Raw genomic sequence first — 17554 nt, forward strand, 5'->3', positions numbered from 1 at the left:
GACCGATTATCACTTAAACTGGATCGAGCTTCTTGCCTATCTTGCCGCACGCTATGGCGGGGATTTTTCGCGCTACAAGGCATCCGACATGGACACACTTGCCGAAAAGCTCAAAAGCGGAGCAACCATGGCATCTCTGACCGATGGGATGAAATACTATGCATATTATTTAGAGGCTTATACTGCAGTTCTGGGCGGGATGGTGGGTGTTTATGAGATACAGGACCTGTCGCCCAGAACATCAATGATGATTCTGCTTCTGGTTCTGCTTCTGGTTCTGCTTCTGGTTCTGCTTCTGGTTCTGCTTCTGATGCTGGCCCTGGTACGGCTCCCGGTGCTGATCCGGATGCTGCCCATAACTCTGCTTTGGGCAGCCGCACCCCAGCTTACCGCTGGGTCCGCAAATACGGCCTCAAAGCCTTTTCTCCCATTGCCAAAAACTTTCCTTATCAGGATTTCGATGATTTTGGTGCTGCACGCAGTTATGGTTTCAAACGCCAGCATTTGGGTCATGATATGATGGGGCAGGTTGGGACTCCCATCATTGCCGTGGAATCTGGCTACGTGGAAGCCATCGGCTGGAACCAGTATGGCGGCTGGCGGCTCGGTATCCGCAGCTTTGATAAAAAACGCTATTATTACTATGCGCACCTGCGAAAGAACTATCCCTATCACAAATCCTTAAAAGCGGGAAGCATCGTCCAGGCCGGAGATGTGATCGGCTATCTGGGCCGCACCGGCTACAGCCGCACGGAAAACACCAACAACATTGAAGAACCGCATCTGCACTTTGGCATGCAGCTGATCTTTGATGAATCCCAGAAGGATGGAAATCATGAAATCTGGATCAACTGCTATGAGATTGTAAAGTTTCTGCAGCTGAACCGGTCTGAAACCGTAAAGAATCCGGAAACCAGGGAATATTCTCGGGTGCTGGACATGAAAGACCCCGCCGTTTCCGGCGGGGTCTGATACCTTAATCGTCACGCATATGCCACCTCTGACATAGCTTCAATCCTATGTGTGAAATGATTACGGTATACTGTTTTATTAGTTTCTCTTGATTCTTCCATCGTAATCCAGAATATAGCCATCCGGAGTCGTGGTGTTTTTCAGCATGGCACCGGAATTATCACAATAATACTGTTCACCATTCCAGTCGATCCAGCCGGTTCTCATGTATCCATTCTCATCGAATACATACCACTTGCCATCAATCTCTTCCCATGCATTCTTGCTGTAGGTGCCATCGCTGTGCTGATACCACCAGCCATTGTTATCGCTCTTCCACTCACCGGAAACTGGGAGACCGCCAGCCTCACCTGCGCGGATTGCCTTAACCTGGTCCGCATTGTAGGAAACCACGTTGGATTCTACCCACTTGCCTTTGTTGGAAGCATTTTCTCCATTTACCGGACGAACCTTTACCTGATAGCTGGCTGCCCTGGTCACCTCGTTTTTCAGGTTATAGTTTGTTTCTGTGGTTGTACGGGCAGTCACACCGACTGCATTGCCATCGCGGTAAACCATTACCTCATAGCTTCCTGCACCAGAAATCGGGTTCCAGGTTGCAAAACCATTGTTGGTCAGATTTACCGTCTCTTCCTCTGAAAAATCTGCTACATACTCAGACAGGGAAGGAAGCTTTACAACCACCTTTAATGTTTCCGATGAATCTGCTTTCGATGCTTTTACCAGAGTTGCGCCATCCAGTTTAATATCGCTCAGTTTTGTAACCGAAAAATAATATCCGTCTTCCGCACGCAGATAAATCGTAATTTCCGGAACATCCGTTGCTACCCACTCAAAACCACTGTTATTTACTTCATAAGTATCATAGGAATACTTACTGCTGTCCTTAACATCGACATCGATATCTTCCGAACCAATCCGGGTTTCCGGCGTGATCGATGCCTCTACTTTTATATTTACCGATTTGATTTTCTTTCTGCTGGCCGCCATAACCGGCATCGCCATCAGTCCGGCGAACAATGCTGCCATCGTAAGCATTCCGATCCATCTCTTTTTACTCATCATATTCCCCACTCGCTTTCTATCTTTATTTGCAACTGTTTTGATACCCTCACCGTTATCATTGGTTCCTTGCTGTTTTTTAGCATTTTCTATCAAGTTGGATTAGCTGTTTTTCTTCCAGCTACAAATGGATTATTACAGTTTCACTCTATTACATCCTATTTCCAATGTCAAGCTATCTGGCAAATTCGTAAGTTTTCTCATAAAAACGTAAGAAAAAAGACCGGCATTTTCTCAATACCGGTCTTTCATTTCGTTTCTCTTGTGTTACCCGTTTCAATTGTTGTTCTCTACCCGATCAGGCTCATTAAGTATCCTACAAATGCGCCGCCCGGCGTTCCAATAATATTGCCGAGGAGAGCCATCAGAATACCGATCGGGACCAGTGCGTTACTATATGCACCTGCAAGTACCGGTGCTGTCGCAGTTCCTCCGATATTCGCCAGCGAAGCAACGCCACAGGTAAAGATATCCAGCCGGATCAGCTTTGCGAGGATTACCATAACCGTTACATGGATCAGCAGGATCAGGAATCCGGCTGCCAGCCATACCGGTGCATTTCCCATAGCAGAGATATCTGCTCTGGAAGCGATCATCGCAACGACAATGTAAAGAATGATATTGGAAACCTCTTCCGTTCCCTTAATCTTTCCAAACGGAGTCATCGCTGCGATCAGGCCGGCAGCTGTTACGAGAAGGACCGTCCAGGTTGCCTTATCAAAAACAGGCAGAACGGAAGCAACCATAACACCGGCATCCTTGGACAGAGAGGATACAAAAAAGGATACACCGATCAAAAGAAGCATGTTTTTCCATGCAAGAGGTCTCTTGTCCTCCCTTGCCTCTTTTTCCAGAGATGCTCCTACTTCATCGATCAGACGTACATCTGCCTTTGTCCAGGAGTTGAATTCCTTAGAGAAATTGATCACCCACAGAAGGAACATAACATAGATCACTGCACAAACCGAGTCCATTACCAGGCATATGCCAGACTTTCTTCACTTACATCCAGAATTGCCTGAACCGCCAGCATATTACTGCCGCCGCCTAACCAGCTTCCGCACAGTGCTGCAAGTGCTTTCCAGCTGTCCGGGCCCAGTAATTTATGGAAAATACCATAGCTTACTACAAATCCAACACCGATTGAAATACTTGCTGAGAAGAAACCGATCAGCATTTTCGGTCCTAATTTAATAATCTTTTTCAGATCACAACGCAACAGCATTAAAAACAGCATCGCGTAGAGTAATGGATTTTTAATTGCTACATAAACGGCTGACGTATCCTGCAAATCCCATACTTTCATAGTGCATAAAAGCATCATGCCTAAATAGATCAGAACGATCGGCGGTGCAAATTTAAAAAAAGTCTGTGCGCCTTTTCCCCGCAGGTACACAGGAAGATTGACCAAAATTGCTGCCAGCAGCATTAAAGTGGCCAGATAGATAAATCCATCATGAATCATTTGAAATGCTCCATTCCGCCACCAGATATCGGTGGGCTTTATTTTTTTCAGAACAAGTCAAAACAGGCAGTTGAATTTTCCTCCTTCCCCATTTCAATACCTTTTCACGAACCGCAGGACAATGTGAGAATGGCGTGGCAGTATGCCGCCTTCTCCATAAAATTGTCGCAAAAGCTGAAAAAAAATGTACCTTGGCGCGTTCTTGTATGACAGGACGCAATTTCCCATCATACAAAAACGGTCCAGAATCATGTTCTGGACCCTTAAGTGACTTCTCGAATCGTGTAATGTCCTTTCACATTGCCGTTTCTTATTTTGACTTTTCTTCTATGTAGTATAAAGGGTGACAGCAAAAAAGTCAATTTTCAGACATAAATATCATTCAACGCTATAGAGCTTTTATATCACAATAGCGTGCAGAGCATGATATCGTATATAATGAAAAAAGACCGGCATTTTCTCAATACCGGTCTTTCATTTCTGCTGCTATACTGTACTGCTGTCCGCATAAAAACGATTATTTTGCGTAATCTGTCACACGGGATTCGCGGATCACATTAACCTTGATCTGACCCGGATATTCCAGCTCATCCTCGATGCGCTTGGAAATCTCACGTGCCATCAGAACCATGTCATCGTCACTTACCTGCTCCGGGATAACCATGATACGAACCTCACGGCCAGCCTGGATTGCAAAGGATTTGTCTACTCCCTTAAAGGAGTTGGTAATCTCTTCAAGCTGTTTTAATCTGTTGGTGTATGTCTCCACAGTTTCTCTTCTTGCACCAGGTCTTGCTGCGGAAATGGTGTCTGCAGCCTGTACCAGACACGGAATCAGGCCCTGCGGTTCAACATCGCCATGATGGGACTCTACTGCGTTAATAACGGTAGCAGACTCTTTGTATTTTCTGCAAAGATCTGCACCAAGCTGTACATGGGAGCCCTCCACTTCATGGTCAATGGATTTTCCAATGTCATGTAACAAACCAGCACGTTTTGCCAGACGGACATCTGCTCCGACCTCAGCGGCCAGAAGACCTGCCAGCTGTGCAACCTCAATGGAATGCTTTAACGCATTCTGACCGTAGCTGGTTCTGAATTTCATCTTACCAAGCAGTTTGATCAGTTCCGGATGGATTCCGTGAATGCCAACCTCAAGGGCTGCAGCCTCACCATCCTCGCGCATGTTTGCTTCTACCTCACGCTGCGCTTTTTCTACCATTCTTCGATTCTCGCCGGATGGATACGTCCATCCACGATCAGTCGCTCCAGGGCAATTCTTGCCACTTCACGCCGCACCGGATCAAATCCGGACAATACGACTGCCTCTGGGGTATCGTCGATGATCAGTTCAACGCCGGTCATGGTCTCAAGGGTACGGATATTACGTCCCTCACGTCCAATGATGCGGCCCTTCATCTCATCGTTCGGAAGCTGTACCACAGACACGGTAGTTTCAGCCACATGGTCTGCAGCACATCGCTGGATTGCAGTAACCACGTACTCCTTTGCCTTTTGTCAGCCTCTTCTTTTGCTTTGTTCTCCATCTCTTTGATCATCTTGGCAGTGTCATGCTTGACCTCTGCCTCAACGGATCTGAGCAGATACTCTTTTGCCTGTTCGGAGGTTAAACCGGAAATCCGCTCCAGTTCCTGTATCCCTTTTTCGTACAGGGCCTCGACCTCACTGTTACGCTTGTTTAAGGCTTCCTCACGGGATGCAAGTCCGGCTTCCCGCCGTTCCATGTTCTCTGCTTTTTTGTCTAAGTTCTCTTCTTTGCTCAGCACACGTCGTTCATAGCGCTGAAGTTCAGCTCTTCTTTCCTTTGTCTCTTTATCCAGCTCATTCTTAGTCTTTAAGGACTCTTCCTTCGCCTCCAGGAGAGCTTCTCGCTTCTTTGTCTCTGCCGTCTTTAACGCTTCATCTATTATTTCCCTGGCTTTTTCTTCCGCGGTTCCGATCTTGCTTTCGTAAGCATTCTTCCGATGCGCGGTCGCAACAGCCCAGCTAATAGGCGCCACAACACACAGTGTAACTACAACTGCTATTATCGTTGACACAGGAGCACCTCCTTATTTAGTTTTCATTGTACACCAATACAACACTACAATTTTAAACTGTTTTGTGCATTATGTCAATAACTCTCTGGAAGTTCTTCACGTCCGTTGCGTTCCTTATCCTGCGTCTTCAGACATACGGTCCGTGACCCTGCGGATGGCTTCACTACTGAATCCACGCCGTCCCAAAGTACCCATGAGCCTCCGGTAATCTGCCGGTTCCATGCGCTTTCCCGGCTCATAACCCTTCTTTAAAAGAAGCTTTTCGATCTGGCTTTCCTCGTCCACCGCCTCCTCCTGGAAAGAGAGGTCAATGATCTCCCGCGAAACTCCCTTGCGCTCTAAATCTGCCCGGATCTGGCGGCGGCTTTTCCGGGACGCGCAAGAGCGGATATACCGCCCTGCATAAGCCTCATCGTCTAAATAACGGTACTCCTTTAAAAAGAGTACCGTCTCCTCGATCTCTTCCGGGCCATATTCCCGTTCTTTTAACTTCTGGCGCATTTCCCTCTCGGTGCGGTCACGAAACTCCAGGAGTGCGAGTGCGCACTCCCGGGCTGTTTTTTCTGAACGTGCAAACCTTCCTGACTGGCTGCCTTTCTTTGCCTTGGCAGTCTTCCAGGACTGCCCGTGAAGCTTCTGGCCTTCTTCCGCCTGGACGATGTCTGCATCTGCCTTATCTGTTTTTTTGTTTTGCGGCATGTCCCTGCCCTGTACGGTCCAGACTTTCATGGAATTACTCCTCGTCTGTCAGCTCAGCACCGGTATTTTCTGCGTCCTGTGCTTCTTCCTCTGCTGCATTTGCAGCCAGTGCTGCTACAGTCTCGTCCGCCGGAAGGCCATGCTTCTCGCGGACCTTGCTCTCCACCTCGGCACAGACTGCCGGATGTGTGCGCAAATAGGTCTTGGCATTCTCACGGCCCTGGCCGATCTTGGCTCCAGCATAAGCATACCATGCACCACTCTTCTCGATGATGTCGTCCTTGGCTGCAAGGTCCAGAATATCGCCTTCTTTGGAAATGCCCTGACCAAACATAATGTCAAACTCTGCCTCTTTGAATGGCGGAGCGATCTTGTTCTTAACCACCTTCACACGGACATGGTTACCGATGACCTCGCCGCCCTGCTTGATGGACTCTACACGGCGCACATCCATACGGACAGAAGAATAGAACTTCAGTGCACGGCCACCGGTCGTAGTCTCCGGGTTTCCGAACATAACACCGACCTTCTCGCGAAGCTGGTTGATGAAGATAACGCAGCAGTTGGATTTGCTGATGATACCGGTCAGTTTTCTTAAGGCCTGGGACATAAGACGTGCCTGAAGGCCTACGTGAGAATCACCCATCTCGCCGTCGATCTCGGCCTTTGGTACCAGGGCTGCAACAGAGTCCACGATGACAATGTCTACTGCACCGGAGCGGACCATGGTCTCGGTAATCTCCAGCGCCTGCTCGCCGTTGTCCGGCTGGGAAATGTAAAGGTTGTCGATGTCCACACCGATGTTCTTCGCGTATACCGGGTCTAAGGCATGCTCAGCGTCGATGAAACCGGCAATACCGCCGCGCTTCTGCACCTCAGCTACCATATGGAGCGCTACGGTTGTTTTACCACTGGACTCCGGTCCGTAGATCTCGATGACACGGCCCTTCGGCACACCGCCAAGGCCCAGTGCGATATCCAGGCTGATGGAACCGGTCGGGACGGTCTCGATGTTCATGTTTGCACCGGAATCTCCCAGCTTCATGATAGAACCTTTTCCGTAAGACTTCTCAATCTGTGTAATGGCAGCATCCAATGCTTTTAATTTATCGTCTTTATTCATGTTATAATCCTCCAACTGTAGAACCACCGTACCCACTGGCCCAGCGCCAGCAGCGAACAGATGTTCTTTCCAATGTTATAATCATAGTATAAACTGCTTCAAATGTCAACAAATTATTGTTCTTCGGGGTGGGAATTTTTGAATTAAAATTTTTTAGAAATACGGGCAGAACTGCCCATTTGGACTGCACTTTCACTATAGCATGCCGCAAAGTACATGTCAAATAAAAGAACACGAGAAATAAAAAGAAAAAAGCCTGTGCCGTGATGGTTGCACAGGTTTTTCTTACATATCCGTTTCAAAAAAGTTTTAAGGAGTTCAGATGTTTATCTTTTTTCTGACTTTAGTATAACATATGCCTTACGAAAATGTTTGTATAATGTTTAAATAGATTATGAAGATATTCTTAAATCGGCCAAATCCGCAGACAGGACTTTATCGTGCGGATTTTCCAGTTCAGAAAATTCCTGCCTGCATCCTGTGTCTGCAGCCGCACAACTGCCTTCTCTCCAGAATATCCTAACAGTAAAAAAAATGCCGGGGTTCCCCATGAGTACAGCCTCCCCATTTTCCCCTGCACACAGCCCGGACGGCCTTACCGGGCGCGGTATCGGCGTAGCAGTTCTGGATACCGGGTGTTTTCCGCATGAAGACCTTAAGCCGCGCATCGCTGCGTTTTTTGATATGGTACGCCGTCGCAGAGTCCCCTATGATGACAACGGGCACGGCACCCATGTCTGCGGCATCATCGGCGGGAACGGAAAAGAAAGCGCCGGGCGTTTTTGCGGAATCGCCCCGGGCTGCCACCTGGTCCCTGTAAAGGTACTGGACAAACGGGGCGGCGGCTATGTTTCCGACGTGCTTGCCGGGCTCCATACCATCATACAGCAGCGGGAACGCTACAATATCCGGATCATCAATGTTTCGGTCGGCTCCTTTTCTGGCCGGAGCATGAACGAAAACTCTGCCCTGGTCCGCGGTGTGGAAGAAGCCTGGGACTCCGGCTTTACCGTGGTCGTTGCCGCCGGTAATATGGGGCCAAAAAGCGGCACCATCACCACCCCCGGCATCAGCCGCAAGGTCATCACGGTTGGCTGTTCTGACGATCACCAGGAAGTCAACGTTATGGGAAACCGCATGTCTGACTATTCCGGGAGAGGACCTACCCGCGCCTGCATCTGCAAGCCGGACATTGTCGCACCCGGGGCTGCCATCAAAAGCTGCAGTCCCGGCGGCGGTTATGCCGTTAAAAGCGGCACCAGCATGGCTACCCCTTATGTTTCCGGTGCTATTGCCCTCCTCTTAGAGCAGCACCCGGAAATGTCCAACCGGGATGTAAAGCTCTTTCTCCGGGAGCGGGCAGTCGACCTGGGACTCCCCAGAAACCAGCAAGGCTGGGGACTTCTTGATATCCCCAGCCTTCTTCGCTAATTTTCTGACGGGAAACAGGCCGACATCACTAATGCGCTGTCCTCCCTGTCCCGGCAGTCTCTATGAAATTCCTGCGTTTTTCTTCATCAGATCAATCTGACTCTGCACACGCCTTCGATGGCATTGAGCTTCTCCACCATAGTCTCATCCGGCACATGCTCCAGATCCATCAGCGTATATGCGAACTTATCGCGGCTCTTGTTGGTCATGTCGGAAATGTTGATCTTTCCGACAGCCAGCACTCCGGTGATCTGGCCGATCATGTTCGGAATGTTTAAATGCAGCACAGCCAGACGGCAGGCTGTCTTCTTCACACCCATATCACACGCCGGATAGTTCACGGAATTGCGGATGTTGCCGTTCTCCATATAATCCATGATCTCCTGAACAGCCATCTTCGCACAGTTGTCCTCGGACTCCCCAGTCGAAGCGCCAAGATGCGGGATCACAATGGTATTCTCCAAATTTACAGACTTTGGATTCGCAAAATCGGTCACATATTTTTTGACTTTGCCTGACTTCAATGCCTCTGCCAGATCATCCTCATTTACCAGGATGTCACGGGCAAAGTTTAAGATCACGACACCATCTTTCATCTGGTCAAGTGCATCTTTATTGATCATGCCTTTTGTGGAATCCACAGCCGGGACATGCAGGGTGATGTAATCGCACTCCTGGCAGATGGTATCTAAGCTGGTGGTGTGCTTAACATCACGGGAAAGACGCCATGCCGCATTGACGGAAATGTATGGGTCATAGCCGTAAACTTCCATGCCCAGGGCGATTGCTGTATTTGCAACCTCGGCACCGATCGCGCCAAGACCGACCACGCCCAGCTTTTTGCCCTTGATCTCACAGCCTGCAAAAGCTTTTTTCGCTTTCTCAGCCGATTTGGCAATGTTTGCATCCTCTTTGTTGGCTTTGCACCACTCGATGCCGCCCACAATGTCACGAGATGCCAAAAACAGTCCTGCCAATACCAGCTCTTTTACGCCGTTCGCATTGGCACCCGGGGTATTAAACACCACAATGCCCTCCTGTGCACAGGCCTCTAACGGAATGTTATTCACACCTGCGCCTGCACGTGCAATAGCAAGCAGGGAGTCAGAAAACTGCATTTCATGAAGGGATGCGCTGCGGACCAGAATACCCTCTGCCTCATTTACCTCATCGGTCAGCTGATACTCCTGCGTAAACTGGTCTGTGCCATATTTGGAAATGGCGTTGATGCAATGGATCTTTCTCATGCCTGATGCGCCTCCTCAAACTTTTTCATGAACTCTACCAGCTTCTCTACACCTTCCATCGGCATGGCATTGTAGATGCTGGCACGCATGCCGCCTACGGTTCTGTGTCCCTTTAAGTTTACAAATCCTGCGGCCGTTGCTTCTTTTACAAATTCTGCATCCAGGTCCTTGTCGCCGGTAACGAACGGAACATTCATTAAGGAGCGGTCTTCCTTGGCAACCGTTCCATGGAACAGCTTGCTCTGATCCAGGAAATCGTAGAGGATCTTTGCCTTTTTCTCGTTATACTCTTTCATTGCCTCCAGGCCGCCGCGCTTCTTTAACCACTTAAATACCTTGCCGCAGATGTAGATGCCGTAGCATGGCGGGGTATTGTAAAGGGATTTCGCGTCTGCCTGCACCTTGTACTGGCAGATGGTCGGGGTTCCGGCAAGGACATCCTCCGTGATCAGGTCCTCGCGGATGATCACGATCACAACACCGGCCGGTCCGACATTTTTCTGGGCTCCGCCGTAAAGCAGGCCGTACTTGGTTACATCTACCGGCTCGGAAAGGAAGCAGGAAGAGATATCAGCCACCAGCGTTTTTCCCTTTGTGTTCGGCAGAGTTTTGTATTTGGTGCCATAGATCGTGTTATTCTCGCAGATGTAAACATAGTCCGCATCATCGTCGATCGGCAAGTCAGAGCAGTTCGGAATGTAGCTGAAGGTCTTGTCTTCACTTGATGCAACAGCCACTGCCTTTCCGTATTTCTGCGCTTCTTTGAATGCCTTCTTCGCCCACTGACCGGTGATGATATAATCGCTACGCCGTTTTTCATCAGGTTCTGCGGAATGGCGGAGAACTGCAGATGGGCGCCTCCCTGCAAGAACAGCACTTTGTAGTTATCCGGAATGTTCATCAGATCCCGAAGGTCCTGCTCCGCTTCTTCGATGATGGTCTCAAAGGCTTTAGATCGATGGCTCATCTCCATCACTGACATTCCGGTGCCTCTGTAATCAAGCATTTCTTCTGCGGCTTCCTTCAGGACTTCCTCCGGTAATACGGCCGGTCCTGCTGAGAAATTGTAGACTCTTCCCATTGTTTCTTCCTCCTTCTTTTCATATTCCATTTATTTTTTCGATACCATTTGACCAGGTTCAAAACTCCTCCTGCAGGCAAGCCTGCTCCGGATTTCTGACCTTTATCTCCTTGGTATCAATATATAATAACGATCCGGAACAGAGGTATGCAAAAAACACCTGTCCCGAATCGTTACGGACAAAATATAAAGATAACCTTTTCTCTGTTCTCTAAGTCATCCTGTTATTCAATTATATAACTGTTTGATACGTTTCCAGTTATTTGATCTTCAGATCGGTATCATCGAATGCATCCTGGATCGGGGCACCCGGGGATACCATCGGGTAAACCTTATCATCGCAGTTGATCTGGCACTCGATCAGTACCGGTGCATTCAATGCAATGGCCTCTTCCAGGACCGGCTTCAAATCTTCCTGTCTGGTCACGCGGTAGGCTTTTGCTCCCATGGCTTCAGCCAGCTTCACAAAATCAACTGCGTCATTTAATACGGTATGTGAATAGCGCTTTCCGTAGAACAGGTTCTGCCACTGGCGCACCATTCCAAGTACATGGTTGTTTACCACAACCTGGATGACCGGGATATTGTAGCGGGTCGCTGTAGCGATCTCATTCATGTTCATGCGGAAGCAGCCGTCTCCGGCAATGTTGAACACCGGGGTATCCGGATGTCCCATATCGCCGCAGGCCATCTTCGCTCCGATGGAAGCACCGAGGCCGTAGCCCATGGTGCCAAGACCGCCGGAAGTGAGAAAGGTTCTCGGCTTTCTGTATTTGTAGTACTGGGCAGCCCACATCTGGTGCTGGCCAACCTCGGTACAGATGATAGCATCGCCTTTGGTCAGCTCATCAATCGTCTCCATGATAAACGGGCCGGTAAGCTGGGTCTTATCGTAGCGGAGCGGGTACATGTCTTTCATCCGCTCTACGTGCTGGATCCACTCCTCATGGTTCATCGGGTCCAGACGGGCATTCAGCTTGCGCAGGACAACCTTTAAATCGCCGATGATGCTTGCGCTGGTGTGGATGTTTTTATTGATCTCAGCCGGATCGACATCGATCTGAAGGATTTTTGCGTTCTTTGCGAACTTCGAAGCATTTCCGGTCACACGGTCACTGAAGCGGGCACCTGCCACGATCAGCAGATCGCACTCGCTGATGCCGAAGTTGGAAGTCTTGGTTCCATGCATACCTACCATGCCGGTGTAAAGCTCATCGGTTCCGTCAAATGCGCCTTTGCCCATCAGGGAATCGGCAACTGGTGCCTGGATCTTGTGCGCCAGCACCTTTAACTCGTCGGATGCACCGGAAAGCACGGCACCGCCGCCTACGAAAATAAACGGCTTCTTGCTGTTGCGGATCATCTCCAGTGCAGTCTCGATGTCTTCCTCACGGATAGTATCGGTCTGACGCTCAATCGGTGCCGGATCCTGCGGCGTATACTCATACTCTGCCGCAGTTACATCTTTTGTGATATCGATGAGGACCGGGCCGGGTCTTCCGCTCTGCGCAATGGTAAATGCGCGGCGGACGGTATCTGCCAGCTTTGTAATATCTTTTACAATGAAATTGTATTTGGTGATCGGCATGGTCACACCGGTGATGTCGATCTCCTGGAAGCTGTCGCGGCCAAGCAGGCTCACGCCTACGTTACAGGTGATCGCTATCATCGGGATGGAATCCATAAATGCGGTCGCGATACCGGTTACCAGGTTGGTCGCACCCGGACCGGAAGTGGCCAGGCATACACCGACCTTTCCGGTGGCTCTCGCATAACCGTCTGCCGCATGGGATGCGCCCTGCTCGTGGGAGGTCAGGATGTGGGTAATCTCATCCTGATGCTTGTAAAGCGCATCGTAGATATTTAAAATGGCTCCTCCCGGATAACCGAACACGGTCTTTACACCCTGTTCTTTTAAACATTCGATTAGGATTTCTGATCCATTAAGTACTCTGGTCTCCGCCATGTGAAAACACTCCTTATCTATCTCTGGTACGGGTTACATGAATTAGTTTCCTTTTAAGATAGCGCCCTTGTCTGCGCTGGTTACCAATGCTGCGTAACGCTTTAAGTAACCGGTCACCTCTTTGGTCTTCGGAGTCCAGTTTGCACGGCGTCTTGCCAGTTCTTCATCGGAAACCTTCATGTTGATGGTGTTGGCATTGATATCGATGGAAATGATATCGCCCTCTTCTACCAATCCGATCGGGCCGCCTGCTGCTGCCTCCGGGCTTACATGTCCGATGGAAGCGCCACGGGAAGCTCCACTAAAACGTCCGTCGGTGATCAGGGCTACGGTAGAGCCAAGGCCCATACCAACGATAGCGGAGGTCGGGTTTAACATCTCTCTCATGCCCGGGCCGCCCTTCGGTCCCTCATAACGAATGACTACAACATCGCCTGCTACGATCTTGCCGCCCTTGATGGCTGCGATCGCCTCATCCTCGCTGTCGAAGACGCGGGCCGGTCCCTCATGCACCAGCATCTCCGGTGCAACTGCGGAACGTTTTACCACGCAGGAATCCGGTGCCAGGTTACCGCGGAGCACTGCGATACCGCCGGTCTTGGAATATGGGTTGTCAACCGGACGGATGATCTCCGGATTCTTGTTGACACAGTCTTTGATGTTCTCGCCGACGGTCTTACCGGTTACGGTCATGCAGTCCAGATTTAAGAGACCTAACTTACTGATCTCGTTCATCACTGCGTAGATACCGCCTGCCTCGTTTAAATCTTCCATGTAAGTATGTCCGGCCGGTGCTAAGTGGCACAGGTTCGGAGTCTTCGCGCTGATCTCATTTGCGATGTCTACGTTTAACTCAACGCCTGCCTCATGCGCGATCGCCGGCAGATGCAGCATACTGTTGGTGCTGCATCCAAGAGCCATATCCATGGTCAGGGCATTGCGGAATGCAGCCTCAGTCATGATATCTCTCGGACGGATGTTCTTCTTTAACATATCCATAACGGCCATACCTGCATGCTTTGCAAGAACCAGACGCTCGGAATAAACAGCCGGAATGGTACCGTTGCCCTTTAAGCCCATACCAAGAACCTCGGTCAGGCAGTTCATACTGTTTGCGGTATACATACCGGAGCAGGAGCCACAGGTCGGACAAACCTTACACTCGAACTCTTTCACATCTTCCTCAGTCATAAGGCCTGCTGCATAGGAGCCTACTGCCTCAAACATACTGGAAAGGCTGCGCTTCTCACCTTTTACGTGACCGGCTAACATCGGGCCGCCGCTGACGAACACGGTAGGGATGTTTAAGCGGGCTGCTGCCATTAAAAGTCCCGGAACGTTCTTGTCACAGTTCGGAACCATGACCAGTGCGTCAAACTGATGTGCCATAGCCATGCACTCGGTAGAGTCAGCGATCAGGTCACGGGTTACCAGAGAATACTTCATTCCCACATGGCCCATGGCGATACCGTCGCACACTGCAATGGCCGGGAACACGATCGGGGTACCGCCTGCCATGGCAACGCCCTGCTTTACTGCGTCCACGATCTTGTCCAGGTTCATATGTCCCGGAACGATCTCATTGTAGGAGCTTACAATACCGACTAACGGGCGCTCCATCTCTTCATCGGTCAATCCCAGTGCACGGAACAGGGAGCGGGCCGGTGCCTGCTGCATTCCTGCTTTTGCATTATCACTTCTCATATTCTGACTCCTCCTCATGTGAATGCCGGTATCCGCATACGCGGACACCAGCCTGTCAATTCTATACTGTTTATTCTGAAAATTAATGGATGCGTGCTGCGATCAGATCGCCCATCTGGGTGGTTCCGACTTTCTTGCAGCCTTCGCTGTAAATATCTCCGGTGCGGTAACCGTCGGTCAGTACCTGCTGCACAGCTGCCTCGATCGCATCGGCTTCTTTATCCATATCGAAAGAATAACGAAGCATCATCGCTGCGGAAAGAATGGTTGCGATCGGGTTTGCCAGGTCTTTGCCTGCGATATCCGGTGCGGAACCGTGGCTCGGCTCATACATACCGAACTTGGTCTCGTTTAGGCTTGCAGAAGACAGCATACCGATGGAACCGGTGATCATGCTGGCCTCATCCGAAAGGATGTCACCAAACATATTCTCCGTCAGGACCACATCGAACTGAGCCGGGTTCATAACAAGCTGCATAGCACAGTTATCGACCAGCATATGCTCCAGCTTTACTTCCGGGTAATCCTTGGCAACTTCCTCGACTACCTTTCTCCAGAGTCTGGAAGAATCCAGCACGTTTGCCTTATCCACGCTGATGACGTGTTTTCTTCTCTTCATGGCGATGTCAAATGCCTTGATGGCAATCCGGCGGATCTCGTTTTCGTTGTAGGTCAGGGTATCGGTTGCCTGCATCACACCGTTTACTTCCTCAGTATGACGCTCACCGAAATACAGACCACCGGTCAGTTCACGGACGATGATCATGTCAAAACCGTCGCCGATGTTCTCTTTCTTTAACGGGCATGCATCTGCCAGCTCATTGTAAAGGTAAGCCGGACGCAGATTCGCAAATAAATTAAGACCTTTGCGGATTGCCAGCAGCCCCGCCTCAGGTCTTAAGTTCGGTGCCACGTCGTACCATTTTGAATTTCCTACATTGCCGCCCACAGCGCCAAGTAAAACTGCATCGCTCTTCTTTGCGGTCTCCAGTGCCTCATCGGTTAACGGAACTCCGTATTCGTCGATGGAGCAGCCGCCCATCAGGATTTTTGTGTACTGGAAAGTATGTCCGTATACCTCTCCTACTTTATCAAGGACTTTGCACGCCTCGCGCACAATCTCCGGTCCGATTCCATCTCCAGGGATCGTTACGATATTACAATTCATGATGTCTTACCTCTTTCTGATCCATTCCCTTTTTCTTGATCGGTGGTATTTTCGTTCCTGTTCAAAGCTTTTCATTTCTCAGGCAATGATTCTATAGAACAAAAAGGAACGTATTTCTTCCCATATTAACGCATTTATTGTCATTTTTCAACTGATACACTGGAATTTATACAGAAAAATCCATACGAGATAGGAATTGTCTTCATAACTTGCAGTTATCAGAAAGGTAAAAAATATCGCCGGAAGGCATATCCCCTCCGGCGATTCCAGTACTTTTTCAGATATTTCCGACTGCCAAACATGGCAAAACATGTTTTGTGGATTTTGCATCCCCGCAGTCATTGCCATCTGTCCCTCATTCGGTCATTTGCGGCTGTCCCAGGCTCCGTCCTTGCCAACATAATAGCTTCCAATGGTCTCATCCGTTGCCATGGCATGGTCTTCCCGGAAGTAATACCACTTGTCATCAATCTCTTTCCAGCCGGTTACGGCGGCACCGCTGGCATCCAGATAGTACCAGATATGATCCTGTTCATGCCACTTGGAGGTAGCCATGGTGCCATCTTCCTCGATCCAGAAGAGCACATCGCCATTCTTGATCCAGGTGTTTTTTGCCATCTTCCCGTTGGAATAGTAATAATTCCATACACTTCCGCTGCGTTTCCAGCCGTTCTCCGCAAAGCTGCAGAATGCAGAAGACAATGCCAGCACTGCTGCCATGCAAAGCACTGCTGCTTTTTTCATAAACGTTGTCATCGTCCTGCATCCATCCTTTCCTTAGCGGTCGCGCTTGCCATCCGCACCAACGTGTCCGCCGCCCGGAATGTTCACGTCCGTTGCCATGGTACCGCTCTTTAAGAAGTAATACTCTGCATCGTCGATGGTCTTCCAGCCATTCTTGACTGCTTGCCATCCTCACCCATGTAGTACCACTTGCCTTCCTCGTTCTGATACCAGCCATTGGTCAGCATTTTTCCATCGGCATCGAGGTAATACATATCCTTGTTCTCGGTGTAAACCTGGTCTTTCATGATCATGCCCTTGTTATCTACCCGGTACCAGGTGTCGCCGTCCGCTACCCAGCATCCGGTTGCCATAACACCATTGCCCTGTACCCAGTAGGAAGCGGCAATGCTCTTGCCCTCCTCGGTCACGAAATCCTTGCTGCCAACCTGGTAGCTCAATTCTCCGGACTCATCGTTGCTGACCAGTGTATTGATCCAGGTATTTCTTGCCACGGTTCCGTCCTCCTGGTAATAATACCACTCACTGCCAACCTTGCCCCAGCCTGCTGCAAATGCTGCCGTGCTGGATAATGTAGCCATAGCCAGGCTCAGCGCCATAACCTTAAACATATTTTTTCTCATAACGATCGATCTCCTTTTCCAGTCATAACACCCTAATTGCTATAGCTTATGATACCTTTTTCTACTGGTATTTGTCAACGCATTTGAATTGCAATAATCTGACGATTTTCTTTCAATTCGCGATATTGCAATATTGCACAGTAAACATCAAAGGGACGAAAGTTCCCGCAGCCGCCATGTATGGCGGCTGCGGGAACTTTCGCCCCTCG

The 17554-nt window shown here is 49.6% G+C and carries 12 protein-coding genes and 3 pseudogenes; 2 read left to right on the forward strand and 13 right to left on the reverse strand.

Annotated features, from left to right (window positions below):
• Window positions 1-393: 393 nt before the first annotated feature.
• Window positions 394-972, forward strand: a pseudogene (locus DXA97_RS20560) (M23 family metallopeptidase); the annotation flags it as partial.
• 78 nt (window positions 973-1050) lie between these two features.
• Here DXA97_RS20560 and DXA97_RS00965 read toward each other — a convergent pair.
• The 6 genes and pseudogenes from DXA97_RS00965 to recA form a co-directional block, all read right to left on the reverse strand.
• A complete protein-coding gene (locus DXA97_RS00965) occupies window positions 1051-2037 on the reverse strand; it encodes a hypothetical protein (protein WP_147353347.1) in 987 nt (328 codons plus the stop codon).
• A gap of 287 nt (window positions 2038-2324) precedes the next feature.
• The gene (locus tag DXA97_RS20565; RefSeq protein ID WP_243107495.1) at window positions 2325-3008 is read right to left on the reverse strand and encodes a DUF819 family protein; all 684 of its coding nucleotides are present in this window, start codon (window positions 3006-3008) and stop codon (window positions 2325-2327) included.
• Window positions 3008-3499: a DUF819 family protein gene (locus DXA97_RS20570; protein ID WP_243107496.1), complete on the reverse strand. Its 492-nt coding sequence runs from the start codon at window positions 3497-3499 to the stop codon at window positions 3008-3010. Before DXA97_RS20570 ends, DXA97_RS20565 begins: the two co-directional genes overlap by 1 nt.
• A 517-nt stretch (window positions 3500-4016) precedes the next feature.
• Window positions 4017-5559 (reverse strand): annotated as a pseudogene (gene rny / locus DXA97_RS00975) (ribonuclease Y).
• 114 nt (window positions 5560-5673) lie between these two features.
• Entirely contained in the window at window positions 5674-6288 is a 615-nt protein-coding gene (locus DXA97_RS00980; protein WP_118718252.1) for a regulatory protein RecX, read from the reverse strand.
• 4 nt (window positions 6289-6292) lie between these two features.
• Window positions 6293-7381, reverse strand: a complete 1089-nt coding sequence (gene recA / locus DXA97_RS00985; protein ID WP_118718253.1) for a recombinase RecA — start codon at window positions 7379-7381, stop codon at window positions 6293-6295.
• Window positions 7382-7930: 549 nt separating this feature from the next.
• On the opposite strand from recA, the gene DXA97_RS00990 reads away from it, so the two are divergent.
• The gene (locus DXA97_RS00990) at window positions 7931-8812 is read left to right on the forward strand and encodes a S8 family peptidase (RefSeq protein ID WP_118718254.1); all 882 of its coding nucleotides are present in this window, start codon (window positions 7931-7933) and stop codon (window positions 8810-8812) included.
• Between the two features lie 86 nt (window positions 8813-8898).
• Here DXA97_RS00990 and DXA97_RS00995 read toward each other — a convergent pair whose 3' ends face one another.
• From DXA97_RS00995 to DXA97_RS01035, 7 genes and pseudogenes are all read right to left on the reverse strand, one after another.
• On the reverse strand, window positions 8899-10059 hold the full coding sequence (locus DXA97_RS00995) for a phosphoglycerate dehydrogenase (protein ID WP_118718255.1): 1161 nt from the start codon (window positions 10057-10059) through the stop codon (window positions 8899-8901).
• Window positions 10056-11140: pseudogene (serC, locus tag DXA97_RS01000) on the reverse strand (3-phosphoserine/phosphohydroxythreonine transaminase). The gene DXA97_RS00995 and the pseudogene serC overlap by 4 nt, the downstream one beginning before the upstream one ends.
• Window positions 11141-11399: 259 nt before the next feature.
• A complete protein-coding gene (ilvB, locus tag DXA97_RS01005; RefSeq protein WP_118718256.1) occupies window positions 11400-13106 on the reverse strand; it encodes a biosynthetic-type acetolactate synthase large subunit in 1707 nt (568 codons plus the stop codon).
• A gap of 42 nt (window positions 13107-13148) precedes the next feature.
• Window positions 13149-14810, reverse strand: coding sequence for a dihydroxy-acid dehydratase (gene ilvD / locus DXA97_RS01010; protein ID WP_118718257.1), 1662 nt, complete (start codon window positions 14808-14810; stop codon window positions 13149-13151).
• A gap of 82 nt (window positions 14811-14892) precedes the next feature.
• A complete protein-coding gene (gene leuB / locus DXA97_RS01015; protein ID WP_118718258.1) occupies window positions 14893-15978 on the reverse strand; it encodes a 3-isopropylmalate dehydrogenase in 1086 nt (361 codons plus the stop codon).
• Between the two features lie 363 nt (window positions 15979-16341).
• Window positions 16342-16734: a hypothetical protein gene (locus tag DXA97_RS01025; protein WP_118708332.1), complete on the reverse strand. Its 393-nt coding sequence runs from the start codon at window positions 16732-16734 to the stop codon at window positions 16342-16344.
• Window positions 16735-16832: 98 nt separating this feature from the next.
• Window positions 16833-17345, reverse strand: coding sequence for a hypothetical protein (locus DXA97_RS01035; RefSeq protein WP_118718366.1), 513 nt, complete (start codon window positions 17343-17345; stop codon window positions 16833-16835).
• Window positions 17346-17554: the final 209 nt, after the last annotated feature.

The organism is Clostridium sp. OF09-36, assembly GCF_003481985.1.
Lineage (GTDB): Bacteria > Bacillota > Clostridia > Lachnospirales > Lachnospiraceae > Brotaphodocola.

Excerpts from the sequence above, each read along its gene's own strand:
- DXA97_RS00965 (WP_147353347.1), bottom strand. The coding sequence starts at position 2,037 with ATGATGAGTAAAAAGAGATGGATCGGAATGCTTACGATGGCAGCATTG.
- DXA97_RS20565 (WP_243107495.1), bottom strand. The coding sequence starts at position 3,008 with ATGGACTCGGTTTGTGCAGTGATCTATGTTATGTTCCTTCTGTGGGTG.
- DXA97_RS20570 (WP_243107496.1), bottom strand. The coding sequence starts at position 3,499 with ATGATTCATGATGGATTTATCTATCTGGCCACTTTAATGCTGCTGGCA.
- DXA97_RS00980 (WP_118718252.1), bottom strand. The coding sequence starts at position 6,288 with ATGAAAGTCTGGACCGTACAGGGCAGGGACATGCCGCAAAACAAAAAA.
- recA (WP_118718253.1), bottom strand. The coding sequence starts at position 7,381 with ATGAATAAAGACGATAAATTAAAAGCATTGGATGCTGCCATTACACAG.
- DXA97_RS00990 (WP_118718254.1), top strand. The coding sequence starts at position 7,931 with ATGAGTACAGCCTCCCCATTTTCCCCTGCACACAGCCCGGACGGCCTT.
- DXA97_RS00995 (WP_118718255.1), bottom strand. The coding sequence starts at position 10,059 with ATGAGAAAGATCCATTGCATCAACGCCATTTCCAAATATGGCACAGAC.
- ilvB (WP_118718256.1), bottom strand. The coding sequence starts at position 13,106 with ATGGCGGAGACCAGAGTACTTAATGGATCAGAAATCCTAATCGAATGT.
- ilvD (WP_118718257.1), bottom strand. The coding sequence starts at position 14,810 with ATGAGAAGTGATAATGCAAAAGCAGGAATGCAGCAGGCACCGGCCCGC.
- leuB (WP_118718258.1), bottom strand. The coding sequence starts at position 15,978 with ATGAATTGTAATATCGTAACGATCCCTGGAGATGGAATCGGACCGGAG.
- DXA97_RS01025 (WP_118708332.1), bottom strand. The coding sequence starts at position 16,734 with ATGACAACGTTTATGAAAAAAGCAGCAGTGCTTTGCATGGCAGCAGTG.
- DXA97_RS01035 (WP_118718366.1), bottom strand. The coding sequence starts at position 17,345 with ATGAGAAAAAATATGTTTAAGGTTATGGCGCTGAGCCTGGCTATGGCT.